12 protein-coding genes and 1 pseudogene are annotated in these 12,313 nt (G+C 68.6%); 8 read left to right on the forward strand and 5 right to left on the reverse strand.

The features are described 5' to 3' along the window. The first annotated feature begins 165 nt into the window (after positions 1–165). The 4 genes from ACFQBT_RS16725 to ACFQBT_RS16740 all read left to right on the forward strand — a co-directional run bounded on the left by ACFQBT_RS16725 (position 166) and on the right by ACFQBT_RS16740 (position 6,267). Positions 166–1,650 carry a FeoB-associated Cys-rich membrane protein gene (locus ACFQBT_RS16725; protein ID WP_377824422.1) on the forward strand — a complete coding sequence of 495 codons (1,485 nt, stop codon included), beginning with the start codon at positions 166–168 and terminating at the stop codon, positions 1,648–1,650. 116 nt (positions 1,651–1,766) lie between these two features. Further along, entirely contained in the window at positions 1,767–3,338 is a 1,572-nt protein-coding gene (locus ACFQBT_RS16730; protein WP_377824424.1) for a glycoside hydrolase family 10-like protein, read from the forward strand. A 110-nt stretch (positions 3,339–3,448) separates the two neighbouring features. After that, positions 3,449–5,155 (forward strand): phosphoenolpyruvate carboxylase, encoded by a 1,707-nt coding sequence (locus ACFQBT_RS16735; protein WP_377824426.1) that lies wholly within the window; start codon positions 3,449–3,451, stop codon positions 5,153–5,155. Continuing rightward, complete coding sequence (locus ACFQBT_RS16740) at positions 5,131–6,267, forward strand: phosphoenolpyruvate carboxylase (RefSeq protein ID WP_377825537.1); 1,137 nt, start codon at positions 5,131–5,133, stop codon at positions 6,265–6,267. The genes ACFQBT_RS16735 and ACFQBT_RS16740 overlap by 25 nt, the downstream gene beginning before the upstream one ends. 75 nt (positions 6,268–6,342) lie before the next feature. Here ACFQBT_RS16740 and ACFQBT_RS16745 read toward each other — a convergent pair whose 3' ends face one another. The 3 genes from ACFQBT_RS16745 to ACFQBT_RS16755 are packed head-to-tail and all read right to left on the reverse strand — an operon-like array spanning position 6,343 to position 7,471. Continuing rightward, a complete protein-coding gene (locus tag ACFQBT_RS16745) occupies positions 6,343–6,855 on the reverse strand; it encodes an LLM class flavin-dependent oxidoreductase (RefSeq protein ID WP_377824428.1) in 513 nt (170 codons plus the stop codon). Beyond that, positions 6,840–7,190 (reverse strand): LLM class flavin-dependent oxidoreductase, encoded by a 351-nt coding sequence (locus ACFQBT_RS16750; RefSeq protein ID WP_377824430.1) that lies wholly within the window; start codon positions 7,188–7,190, stop codon positions 6,840–6,842. Before ACFQBT_RS16750 ends, ACFQBT_RS16745 begins: the two co-directional genes overlap by 16 nt. Continuing rightward, entirely contained in the window at positions 7,187–7,471 is a 285-nt protein-coding gene (locus tag ACFQBT_RS16755) for a sterol carrier family protein (RefSeq protein ID WP_377824432.1), read from the reverse strand. Before ACFQBT_RS16755 ends, ACFQBT_RS16750 begins: the two co-directional genes overlap by 4 nt. Before the next feature lie 122 nt (positions 7,472–7,593). Here ACFQBT_RS16755 and ACFQBT_RS16760 point away from each other — a divergent pair, with 122 nt between their 5' ends. Genes ACFQBT_RS16760 through ACFQBT_RS16770 form a run of 3 tightly spaced genes read left to right on the forward strand, consistent with a single transcriptional unit; the run spans position 7,594 to position 9,693 of the window. Beyond that, entirely contained in the window at positions 7,594–8,373 is a 780-nt protein-coding gene (locus ACFQBT_RS16760) for a spermidine synthase (RefSeq protein WP_377824433.1), read from the forward strand. Positions 8,374–8,393: 20 nt separating this feature from the next. Then, positions 8,394–9,266 carry an alpha/beta fold hydrolase gene (locus tag ACFQBT_RS16765; RefSeq protein ID WP_377824435.1) on the forward strand — a complete coding sequence of 291 codons (873 nt, stop codon included), beginning with the start codon at positions 8,394–8,396 and terminating at the stop codon, positions 9,264–9,266. 4 nt (positions 9,267–9,270) lie between these two features. Further along, on the forward strand, positions 9,271–9,693 hold the full coding sequence (locus ACFQBT_RS16770; protein WP_377824437.1) for a PPOX class F420-dependent oxidoreductase: 423 nt from the start codon (positions 9,271–9,273) through the stop codon (positions 9,691–9,693). Positions 9,694–9,697: 4 nt separating this feature from the next. Here ACFQBT_RS16770 and ACFQBT_RS16775 read toward each other — a convergent pair whose 3' ends face one another. Next, entirely contained in the window at positions 9,698–10,594 is an 897-nt protein-coding gene (locus ACFQBT_RS16775) for a phosphoribosylaminoimidazolesuccinocarboxamide synthase (protein ID WP_377824439.1), read from the reverse strand. Positions 10,595–10,701: 107 nt separating this feature from the next. On the opposite strand from ACFQBT_RS16775, the gene ACFQBT_RS16780 reads away from it, so the two are divergent. Next, positions 10,702–10,908 (forward strand): CsbD family protein, encoded by a 207-nt coding sequence (locus tag ACFQBT_RS16780; RefSeq protein WP_377824441.1) that lies wholly within the window; start codon positions 10,702–10,704, stop codon positions 10,906–10,908. Here ACFQBT_RS16780 and purD read toward each other — a convergent pair. Further along, positions 10,901–12,177: pseudogene (purD, locus tag ACFQBT_RS16785) on the reverse strand (phosphoribosylamine--glycine ligase). The gene ACFQBT_RS16780 and the pseudogene purD overlap by 8 nt on opposite strands. Between the last annotated feature and the right edge of the window lie 136 nt (positions 12,178–12,313).

Consider the following 12,313-nt stretch of genomic DNA (forward strand, 5'->3'; position numbering starts at 1 on the left):
CCTGCAATACAGGGACAGTCGACCCACGCGGCGATCCCGCGACCGCCGTACGCCTGCAATACAGGGACAGTCGACCCTGTGCGAGGCCCCGAGTCGGTGAGGCCCGCGACCCGTTCCTACTAGGGTTGGCGGCAGATCTGGCCGCCGCAGTAGAAGGTGACTCTCGTGAAGTGGATCGTCCTCGCGCTCATCATCGTGGTGCTCGCGCTCGTGCTCTATGCCCTCATGCGCGATCCGAAGAAGGGCAAGGGTGGCTCCGTCGGCATTCACGGTGTTGATGCCGAGAACAAGATCGGTATCGAAGAAGCACCTGCCGTCGCGGAAGAAGTCGCTGCAACTGAGGTCGAAGCTGTCGCGCCTGCCCCGGAAGCGAAGGCCGCCGAGCCGAAGGCGGAGGTCGAAAAGCCCGCCGCAGCAGCAGCCCCCGTTGCACAGACCGAACCCGCGCCCGCCCCCGCGGCGGACGACTGGGATGCCGAACCGGCACCGGTCCCCGCGGCCGACGACTGGGATGCACCGCCACCGGCAGTCGATTCCGCCCCGGCAGCCGCCACCACTGACGACTGGGACGCACCGCCACCGGCAGTCGACTCCGCCCCGGCAGCCGCCACCACTGACGACTGGGATGCACCGCCACCGGCAGTAGACACCGCCCCGGCAGCCGCCACCACTGACGACTGGGACGCACCACCGCCTCCCGTCGACGACAAACCCGCAACCCCCGGACCCACCACCGACAGCTCCGGCGACGACTGGGATGCCGAACCGGCACCGGTCCCCGCGGCCGACGACTGGGATGCACCGCCACCGGCAGTCGACTCCGCCCCGGCAGCCGCCACCACTGACGACTGGGACGCACCACCGCCTCCCGTCGACGACAAACCCGCAACCCCCGCACCCACCACCGCCGCCTCCGGCGACGACTGGGACGCACCACCACCCGCCCTCGACGACACCGCCGCGCCTGCCGAAAGCGCGCCGGCAACCGAACCCGAACCGGCGGCAACACCCGCGCCCAAGACCCCCGCCGCGACCAGCAGCGGCGACGACTGGGGCACCCCACCCCCGCCACTGGACGACAACCCGGCCATCGACGACACCGCTACGCCTGCCGAGAGCGCGCCGGCAACCGAGCCCGAACCGGCGGCAACACCCGCGCCCAAGACCCCCGCCGCGACCAGCAGCGGCGACGACTGGGGCACCCCACCCCCGCCACTGGACGACAACCCGGCCCTCGACGACACCGCTACGCCTGCCGAGAGCGCGCCGGCAACCGAACCCGAACCGGCGGCAACCCCCACACCTGAGACCCCCGCCGCGACCAGCAGCGGCGATGACTGGTCGACCCCACCGCTTCCGCTGGACGACCTCCCGTCGGAGACGGCTGATACCGCGCAGCAACCGGCTGCGACCGCAACACCGGCACCGCCCGCGGCGGCGCCTGATGGTTTCGAGCCCGGCCCGTTCGGGGCCAGCAGCGTCATGCCGGCCGACGACGGTTCTGGGCCCGAGGGATGGGTCAAGGGCAACGGCGACACGATGCGGTTCATCGGCCCGGACCACGCGGCGTACGCCGACACGGAGGCAGAGGTCTATTTCGCCGACGAGCAGTCCGCGAGCGCCGCCGGTTTCCGCCCGTGGGCCGGCTGAGCAAAGGAAACTGTTACCGCAAATCGGGCAGCCGAGAAAATAGCTGCCGCGATCAGCACATGGCGCGGCGATAACTTGCTTCGGTGTGAGAGGGACCACTCACACCGGAGGAAGCCATGGACCTGACCCGTCGCACTGCCATCACAACCGCTGCCGTCGCCGCAGCCACCGCCGCCACGACCGGCATCAGCCCCGCTGAGGCCACGCACGCTCCGCACCGTCAGCGCCTGATCCCGCAACCGAAACCCGGCACCGTCGCCACCGATCCACACACGCCGAAGCGAGACTTCCGGGCGTACTGGATCGCGACCGTCGCCAACATCGACTGGCCATCGACGACGGGCCTCACCAAAGACCAACAGCAGGCGGAACTGACCGCATGGCTCGACCTGGCCCAGCAGCAGCGGCACAACGCGGTCATCCTGCAGGTCCGGCCCACGGCCGATGCGTTCTGGCCGTCGCGGTACGAACCGTGGTCGGCGTGGCTGACCGGCACCCAGGGCCAGAACCCGGGATGGGATCCGCTGAAGTTCGCGGTGGAGCAGGCTCACGCACGCAACCTCGAGTTGCACGCCTGGTTCAACCCGTTCCGGGTCGCGATGACCGAGGACCCGAGCACACTCATCCCGAGTCACCCGGCGCGACAGCATCCGGAATGGACCATCCCCTACGGCGGCAAGCTCTACTACAACCCGGGCATCCCGCAGGTTCGCAGATTCTGCATCGACGCGATCATGGACGCCGTCCGCCGCTACGACATCGACGGTGTGCACTTCGACGACTACTTCTACCCCTACCCGGTGGCCGGCCAGACCTTCCACGACGAGGCGCAGTTCGCCGAATACGGTGGCGGAAGGTCCCTGGCCGACTGGCGCCGATCCAACATCAACGACCTGGTCATCGGTCTGAACAAGGCCATCAAACGGGCCAAGCCGTGGGTGCAGTTCGGCGTCTCCCCCTTCGCCATCTGGCGCAACAAGGCCACCGATCCGCTGGGTTCGGACACCACGGCGGGCGCGCAAACCTACGACGATCTTTACGCCGACACCCGCATGTGGGTGTTACAAGAGATCGTGGATTACATTGTGCCGCAGGTGTATTGGTCGATCGGTTTTACTGCCGCGGACTACGCGAAGGTGACCCAGTGGTGGGCCGATCTGACCCAGCACAGCCGCACCCACCTCTACATCGGACAGGCCACCTACAAGGTCGCCGCCAACGCCGATCCGCACTGGAACGACCCTGGCGAACTCAGCTCCCACCTGCAGTTCAACACCCGGTACCCGCAGGTCGAGGGCAACATCTACTTCTCTGCCAAGAGCGTGCGCGCCGACGCACTCGGCGCGACCACCTTGCTCAACCAACAGTGGTATTCACGGGCCGCCCTGACCCCGGCCACCCCGTGGCTGACGCGCCGCGCTCCTCGCCCGATCCGCGATCTGCGCGTGCACGCGGGGCACCTGACCTGGCTGGCGGGGTCAGGTGACAGCGCGACGTACGCCGTGTATCGCGTTGCCGGCCGACGCGTCACCTCCGCGGACCTGGCCGACGCCCGTAACCTCGTCGCCACGGTCCGCTCGGGCGGATGGGTCACTCACTGGACCGATCCGGCTCCCGTGCCCGGCGCGACGTACGCCGTGAGCGCCCTGGACCGACTGTCCAACGAGAGCCCCGCGCTGACCACCTGAGAGGTAGGTCACCGGCTGAGACGAGGAGGGCCGCGGCCCCGGCCGGACAAGTAGGGTGTCGGCAGGCAAGGCAATGGAGCCTGCGATTCCCACGCCCAGCAGGAGGCCCGATGACCGACGCCCCAGCCCTCAGCCAAGCGCCCGACGACGACGTCGACAACCTCGAGAACGACCAGGTGATCGACGAGAAGCTGCGGCGCGACGTACGTCGAGTGACCAACCTGCTGGGGCAGAGCATCGCCCGCCAGGAGGGCGATGACGCCTTGGCGCTGGTCGAGTTGGTACGTCGATGGGCCAAGCGGGCGCGCGAATCCGGCGGCGCCGAAGCTCGCCAGGAAGCGGTCGCGAAGGTGCAGGAAATCCTCGCCGAGCAGCCGGATGCGAGCGTCAACAAGATGGTCCGGGCGTTCTCGGTCTACTTCAGCCTGGCCAACATGGCTGAGCAGGTGGCCCGCGAACGCGACATCGAGTCCCGGCCGCCGGAGGACGGCTGGTTGGCCCGCGCGGTCGCTGCGATCGTCGAGGAGCAGGGCGTCGACCAACTCGTGGAAGGCGTCAGCAGCCTGGACGTGCGCAGTGTTTTCACCGCGCACCCCACCGAGGCCAGCCGCCGCTCGACATTGACCAAGCTGCGCAGGGTCGCCGACGTGCTGCACCGTGATCACCCGGAAGGCAGTCGCGCACTCGCCGGTGACGACCGCGAGCTTGCACAGTTGATCGATTTGTTGTGGCAGACCGACATCGTGCGCCGCAACCGGCCGACACCGGTCGACGAAGCACGGCACATGATCTATTTCCTGCAGGGCATCCTGACCGATGCGCTGCCCGCGCTCGGACGCGAGCTGGCCGACCTCCTGGCAGAGCACGACGTGTCGCTTCCACCGGAGCAGCTGCCGCTACGTTTCGGATCGTGGATCGGCGGTGACCGGGACGGCAACCCCAACGTGACGCCCGCGGTGACCCTCGACGTCCTGCGCCTGCACAACACCGTCGCAACGGAAATGATCCAGCGGCAACTGCGGGTGCTGGTCCGGGAGTTGTCGCTGTCGATCGATCACGCCGACGTCAGCCAGGAGTTGCTCGACTCTCTCGAGCAGGACAAGGCCAACCTGCCCGACCTGGACCCGCGGGTTCTGGTGGTCAACGCCAACGAGCCGTACCGCCTCAAGGTCACCGCGATGCAGTTGAAGGTGCGGCACACCGCCCAACGCATCGCCGAAGGCACCGCGCACGTGCCCGGCCACGACTATGCCGACCGCGCCGAGATCCTCGCCGACCTCCGGCTGATCGACGAATCGTTGCGCGCGGGCGGCGGTGAGCTGATCGCGGATCAGCTTGTGGCAGAAGCGACTCGGGCGATCAGTCAGGTCGGTCTGCACCTGGCCTCGCTCGATGTCCGTGAGCACGCCGAAGCCCACCACCACGCCGTCGGACTGCTGGTCGACCGGCTCGGCGAGCAAGCGGCACCGTACGCCGACCTGGACCGGGACAGCAGGTTCCGGTTGCTGGCCGACGAGTTGTTGGCGGCCCGCCCGCTGGCGCCTACCCCGCCGCCGTTGGACGAGTGGGGCGCCCGCACCTACGGCACCTTCGAGGCGATCAAGGAGCTCCAGGGCACGTTCGGACCGGAGGTCATCGAGACCTACATCGTGTCGATGACTCAAAAGGCCGACGACCTGCTTGCCCCGATCGTGCTCGCCCGCCAGGCCGGACTGGTCGACCTGGTCGGGGGCCGGACCGAGAACCCTTCTCCCGCCTGGACTTTGCGCCACTGCTGGAGACCGTCGAGGAGATCCGCCTCGCCGGACCGGTCCTAGACAAACTGCTGTCCGACCCGGGCTATCGCAAGCTGGTCGAGCTGCGCGGCAACCTGCAGGAGGTCATGCTCGGCTACTCCGACTCCAACAAGGAGGGCGGCATCACCACCTCGCAGTGGGAGTTGCACCGCGGGCAGCGCGCGCTGCGCGACGTGGCAGAGAAGCACGGCGTGAAATTGCGGCTCTTCCACGGCCGGGGCGGCACGGTCGGGCGTGGCGGTGGTCCGACGTACGACGCGATCCTCGCCCAGCCCTACGGCACGCTGAAGGGTGACATCAAATTCACCGAGCAGGGTGAGGTCATCTCCGACAAGTACTCGCTGCCGACGCTGGCACTGGAGAACCTCGAACTCGACGTCGCCGCGGTGCTGGCCGCCTCGGTGTTGCACCTCGAATCCCGCCACAAGCCAGGCCAATTGGACGAGTGGGACGAGTTGATGACCTCGGTCAGCGACGCCGCCTACGCCGCCTACCGCGGGCTGGTCGAAGATCCCAACCTGTTCGCGTACTTCCTGGCGTCGACTCCGGTCGAGCAGCTGGGCGAGTTGAACATCGGTTCACGACCGTCGCGCCGACCCGACTCGGGCGGGGACATCTCCGGTCTGCGGGCCATCCCGTGGGTGTTCGGCTGGACCCAGTCCCGCCAGATCGTGCCCGGTTGGTACGGCGTGGGGTCAGGCCTCAAGGCGGCTCGCGACGCCGGCCACGAGGATGTCCTGCGCGAGATGCTCGCCGAATGGCACTTCTTCAAGACGTTCATCTCCAACGTGGAGATGACCTTGGCGAAGACCGATATGGACATCGCGGCGCATTACGTGCACACGCTTGTGCCGCAGGAGCTTCGGGGCGTCTTCGAGAAAGTGAAGACCGAATTCGACCTCACCGTGGCCGAGGTTCTCAACCTCACCGGCGAGTCCGAACTACTCGACGCGCAGCCCAGCCTGAAGCGCACCTTCGAGGTCCGCGACATCTACCTGCACCCACTGTCCTACGCGCAGGTCGACCTGCTGGCCCGGGCCCGCAAGGACCCGGACTCGATGACGCCGGATCTCACCCAGGCGTTGCTGCTGTCGATCAACGGAGTGGCGACCGGGCTACGCAACACCGGCTGATCCGAGCCGGCAATCGCTGCTTCTCCGGACGAATGTGCCGGAGCACACCGGAGAAGCCGAGATTGTCGCTGCTGGTCAGATGGGCTCAGCGCGCGAGAGGATTTGCGCCGCAACCGCGTCGAGGACGTCCTCGGACCCGGCGTAGGGACCGTCCGCCCGCGGCCAGTGCGTCACGACGTCGGTGAACCCCAGATCACCGGCCCGGCCCAGCACCTCTTCGAAGTAGGCGACACTGGTCAGGGCGTACCGCTGGATGTCGACACTCAGGTGCCGTTGGAAGTCCGGCCCGACGCCGAGGTCGTCCAGCTGCGAGGACAACTCGGCGACGCTGCGCCACCAGTCTTCGTCCTGCTCGGACTTCTTGCCGTAGGTCACCCAGCCGTCACCGATCTGCGCAGCCAGTCGCAGGTTGCGCGGTGCGTTCGCCGCGATCAGCAACGGCACCCGCGAGGCGCCCGGTCGGGTGCGGGCATCGACTGCGGTGAAATACATGCCGTCGAAGGACACGTGGTCCTCGTCCAGCAGCCGGCGCAGCAACCGCGAGAACTCATCGAAGCGCGCAACCCGCTCCTTCAACGGCAGGTCCACGCCCAGGGTGCGGGCGTCCAGGTTGCCGCCGACCCCGCGCCGATCAGGAACCGCCCGTCGCTGATGTCATCGACGGCCAGGACCTCCCGGATGAAGGCCGCCGGGTGCCGGAAATTGGGTGAGGTCACGTGCAGTCCGAGGCCGATGCGCGAGGTCACCGCGGCTGCGGCGGACAGCACGGGCATCGCGCCGTACCAATCGGATTCGCGCAGGCCTTCCCACACCAGGTGGTCGTAGGTCCACGCATGATCGAACCCGAGCTGCTCCGCTCGTTGCCAGCGGGAACGGGTCGTCGACCACGGCTCGTCGGTCAGGATGGTGATGCCGACTCTCATCGGGAACTCCTCATCAGCGGAAGGTAGGGGGTTAGGTCCGAGCGGCCGCCGGAGGCACTGACCGTCCCCGACGACAGGGCGTCGTCCCACGCGAGGTCGCCCACGACCAACGCCAGCCAGACGTCGGCTGACATCTCGACGACGTTGGGCGGCGTCCCGCGGCGGTGCACCTGCCCGGCGATCACCTGCACCGCGCCGTACGGCGGTACGCGCACTTCCACCGAGCGGCCCGGCGCGACCAGCCCGAGCTCCTCCAGGGAGTAGCGCACCGCGGTCGCCACCGTGGACCGGTCGCGCGCGCCCCCGCCCAGGCCGCGAGCGCCGTACGCCCCGTGGTCGGCTCGATCTTGCGGCGGGCGGGACTCACCGGTTCATCGTCGCAGATGCACCTACGCTGGCCAGCGTGGCGCAGTTCGAGACCGACGAGCGGGGCGGAGTGACCGTCCTGCTGGACGGTCATCCCCAGTCGTACGTCGACCCGGACGACCCTGGGTTCCTCGCCTTCGAATACCAACAGCAACTGGGCATCGTCGTCGACACCCGACCCGCAGGCCCGCTACGGGTGACGCATGTCGGAGGCGCGGGTCTGACGCTGCCGCGGTACGTGCAGCACACCCGGCCGGGTTCGCCGCAGATCGTCCTCGAACCCGACGCGGCACTCACCGAACAGGTGCGCACTCACCTGCCGCTGCCCCGCGGACACCGGATCAGGGTCCGCCCGAGCACGGGCGAGGCCGGCATCGCACAGCTGAAACCGGCCAGCGCCGACCTCATCGTCGTCGACGCGTTCGCCGCGGGCCGGGTGCCGGCGGGACTCACGACGACCGGGTTCTTCGCCGATGCCGCCGACAAGGCACCGTCGCTGGCGATGAACCTGGCCGACGAACCGAACTGGCGATACCTGACCCGGGTGCTGGCCGCGGCGGCGACAGCCTTCGGTCAGTTAGCGATCCTGAGCACCAAGGACACGCTCAAGCGGCGGCGCTACGGCAACCTGGTGCTTGTGGCCGGGGCCATGAATCTGTCTGAATTGCAACGGCGTTCGGCCTCGGCGCCCGTCCCGACCGGCGTCCTCGGACCGGCACAGGTCGCCAAACTGGCCGCGAGTGCCCGCCCGTTCACCGCATCCGATGCCCAGCAATCGCCCGAGCCGCCCGATCCCGGGCAGTGGCGGGTGCGCTGAAGTCACGCAAGGATGCGAACGTGGACCAGATCACTCTTCCTGACGGGCGAGCCCTCGACGTACGCATCAGTGGACCCGACACCGGCTACCCCCTGTTCTTCCACCACGGCACACCCGGTTCGGTCACACCGATCCGCGCCCTGGAGGAGGTCGCCCACGAGAACGGCCTGCGGGTGATCACCACCTCGCGGGCCGGTTACGGCGGTTCGGACCGGCACGCCGGCCGCCGGGTCGTGGATGTGGTCGCCGACACCGCCGCTGTCCTGGAGAACCTCGGCGTCGCCGAGTGCGTCGTCGCCGGATGGTCCGGCGGTGGACCGCACGCCCTGGCCTGCGCCGCCCACCTGCCGCACGCGAAGGCGGCCCTGCTGATCGCCGGTGTCGCGCCGTACGACGCCCCGGACCTGGACTTCCTCGCCGGGATGGGCGAGGACAACGTGGACGAGTTCGGTGCGGCCATCGAGGGTGAGGGCCCGCTGCGGACCTACCTGGATGCGGCACGCGAGCACCTCAAGGACGCCGATCCGGAGGCCATCGGCACGAGCCTGGCCAGCCTGCTGCCACCGGCCGACCTGGCCGTCCTCACCGATGAATTCGGACAGGACATGGCCGCCAACTTCCGCGAGGCCCTGCGGCGCAGCGCCGACGGCTGGATCGACGACGACCTGGCGTTCGTGGCGCCCTGGGGGTTCGACCTAGCCGATGTGCGAGTGCCGGTCAGCCTCTGGCAGGGCACCGACGACCTCATGGTGCCTTTCGCGCACGGTGAATGGCTCAGCGCCAACGTCCCCGGGGTCATCGCGCATCTGCTCCCCGGCGACGGCCACCTGTCCGTGGCTATCGGTCGCGCCGAGGATATGTACGCCGAACTGCTCGACCTGGCCGGCAGATGACGTCATGACCGACGACGCGCTGCGCGATCTGATCGCCGCCCACCGCAACGGCGTGCTGGCCACCATCCGCAAGAACGGCCGGCCCCAGCAGTCGGTGGTCTCCTACCACTACGACCGCGACCGGGACCTGCTGCGCGTCTCGATCACCGCCGACCGCGCCAAGGCCAAGAACATCGCCCGCGACCCGCGGGTGAACTTCCTGGTCATGGGAGACGGCTGGTCGTACGCCGCGTTCGACTCCGTGGCGCAGCTGTGGCCGGTCGCCCAGGCACCGGACGATGCCAGCGTCGACGAACTCGTCGACATCTACCGCTCGATCGCCGGCGAGCACGACGACTGGGATGAGTACCGGGCCGCGATGGTGCGCGACGGGCGGGTTCCGCTCCACCTTCCGATCGGCCGGTTGATCGGCATCGTGCGCAGTTGAGCCGTCAGGCCGAAAAGGTGCGGCCGGTCAGCGTTTCGTACGCCTCGACGTACTTCGCCCGGGTCTTCTCGACCACCTCGTCGGGTAGCGCCGGAGGCGCCTGTCCGCCGGTGCGCTCCCAACCGCTGTCCGGGCCGGTCAGCCAGTCCCGGACGAACTGCTTGTCGTACGACGCCTGCGGGTGGCCGGGTTCCCAGGCAGCCGCGGGCCAGAAGCGGGAGGAGTCCGGCGTGAGGACCTCGTCCGCCAACACCAGCGTGCCGTCCGGACGCTGACCGAACTCCACCTTGGTGTCGGCGATGATGATCCCCCGGTCGCGAGCAATGTCGTTGCCGCGCTGCAGGATTCGCACTGTCAGATCACGCACTTGATCGGCGAGGTTGAGCCCGACGCTGTCGGCGACGACCTCGAAGGAGATCGGCTCGTCGTGCTCACCCATCGGCGCCTTCGTCGATGCGGTGAAGATCGGCTCCGGCAGTTGCGAGGCGTCGACCAGACCCGCCGGCAGAGGCAACCCCGACACCGCACCGGTCGCCTGGTACTCCGACAGCCCGCCGCCGGTCAGGTAGGCACGCGCCACGCACTCGACCGGCACCATCGCCAGCCGCTCGACCAGCACCGCCCGCCCGGCGACCTGCGCCGGCACGTCGGTGGATACGACGTGATTGGGCACCAGATCGGCCAGCTGCTCGAACCACCACAACGACAACTGCGTCAGGACCGCGCCTTTGTCCGGGATCTGCGTGTCGAGCACGAAGTCGTAGGCCGAGATGCGATCGGAGGCGACGAGCAGAACGTGATCCTCGCGTGGCGTCCCGTCCTTTGCTACGGGTGCGTAGAGATCACGCACCTTGCCGGAGTAGATGTGCAGGTAGCCAGGCAGTTCGGGCGCTGAACTCATGGGCTCATTCTGCCCAATACGACGGATCGCCCGTTGGGGTGTAGCCCGACGATCACCCATCACCGAGGTTAGACGCGTACGGATCACCAACGAACAAGGAGATTGTCATGGGACTGAAGGACAACCTGGAGAACCTCGCCGAAGAGGCCAAGGGCAAGATCCAGGAGGCCACCGGCAAGGCACGTGGCGACGAGCAGCAGCAGGCCGAGGGTCAGGCGACCCAGTCCGGTGCGAACGCCAAGCAGGCCGGCGAGAACCTCAAGGACGGCGACTTCAAGGGCGCCGCTCAGGACGCCAAGGACGCACTCAGCTGATCACGCCGGGCACGGAGACCTGGCCGTTCGCAGCCTGCAGCGCGATGTCGGTGCGGTGTTGGGATCCGGCCAGTTCGACGCGGTCGACCAGGGCGTAGGCCGCTTGGCGCGCCGAGCCCACGTCGTCACCGAGCCCGACCACTGATAGCACCCGACCGCCGGCGGACACCAGTCCGTCGGCGGTCTTGCGTGTGCCGGCATGCAGTACGTAGGCATCCGGCGTGTCGGCGGGCACCGACAGCGGGTCGCCCGTGCGGGGCGCCGCGGGATAATCCGCGGCGGCCACGACGACCGTCACCGCGGCGCCCTGGCTCCAGACCAGTTCAGGCTGCTCCCCCAACGTGCCGGTGGCCGCGGCGAGCAGCAGTTGCGACAGCGGAGTCACCAGGCGGGCCAGGACCACCTGGGTTTCGGGATCGCCGAACCGTGCGTTGAACTCGACCACTCGCGGCCCGCGCGAGGTCAGCGCGAGCCCGATGTACAGCACGCCCGCGAACGGCGTACCGCGCCGGTTCATCTCAGCGATCGTGGGCCGGGCCACCCGCCGCATCACGTCCTCGACGAGATCCTCCGGCGCCCAGTCCAGGGGCGAGTAGGCGCCCATCCCCCGGTGTTGGGGCCTTCGTCACCGTCGAAGATCCGTTTGAAGTCCTGGGCCGGGACCAGTGGGACGACGTCCGTGCCGTCACTGATGCAGAACAACGACACCTCGGGACCGTCGAGATATTCCTCGACCACCACGGTGCCACCCTGGGCGATGCAGGCCTGTCCATGCGCGACCGCAGTGGGCAGGTCGTCGGTGACGACCACACCCTTGCCGGCGGCCAGCCCGTCGTCCTTCACGACGTACGGCGCACCGGTGGCTTCCAGCGCCTCTGCCAGTTGGTCGTCGGTGGTGCAGACGTAAGCGCGAGCGGTGGGAACGTCTGCAGCGGCCATCACCTGCTTGGCGAAGGCCTTACTGCCTTCCAGCTGCGCGGGCTCAGCCGACGGGCCGAAGACTGAAAACCCCTCTGCGCGAAGAGCATCCGCGACCCCGGCGACCAACGGAGCTTCCGGACCGATGACGATCAGGTCCGGCCCGGCCGCACGGGCCACTGCGACCACGGCGGCCGGATCGGTCATCGAGTCGAGGGCGACGACCTGGGCCTCAGCGGCGATTCCCGGGTTGCCGGGTGCGCACACAACGGCGGTGACGCCGGGATCGCTGGTCAGGGAATGCACGATGGCGTGCTCACGCGCGCCGCTGCCGATCACGAGAACCTTCACACTGCGCAAGCGTAATGGGGCAGGCAGTGGCGGGTCGTCGTACGGAAAAGGGGGTGGTGGGTTCCTCCCGGAAGTCAGGGGGAGGTCCTCCAGGAGGAACCCACCGCGAGCCCGCGGATCTACCGGAGGGGGTCGC

Origin of the sequence: Branchiibius cervicis, from assembly GCF_042661605.1 — a bacterium.
Classification (GTDB): domain Bacteria; phylum Actinomycetota; class Actinomycetes; order Actinomycetales; family Dermatophilaceae; genus Branchiibius; species Branchiibius cervicis.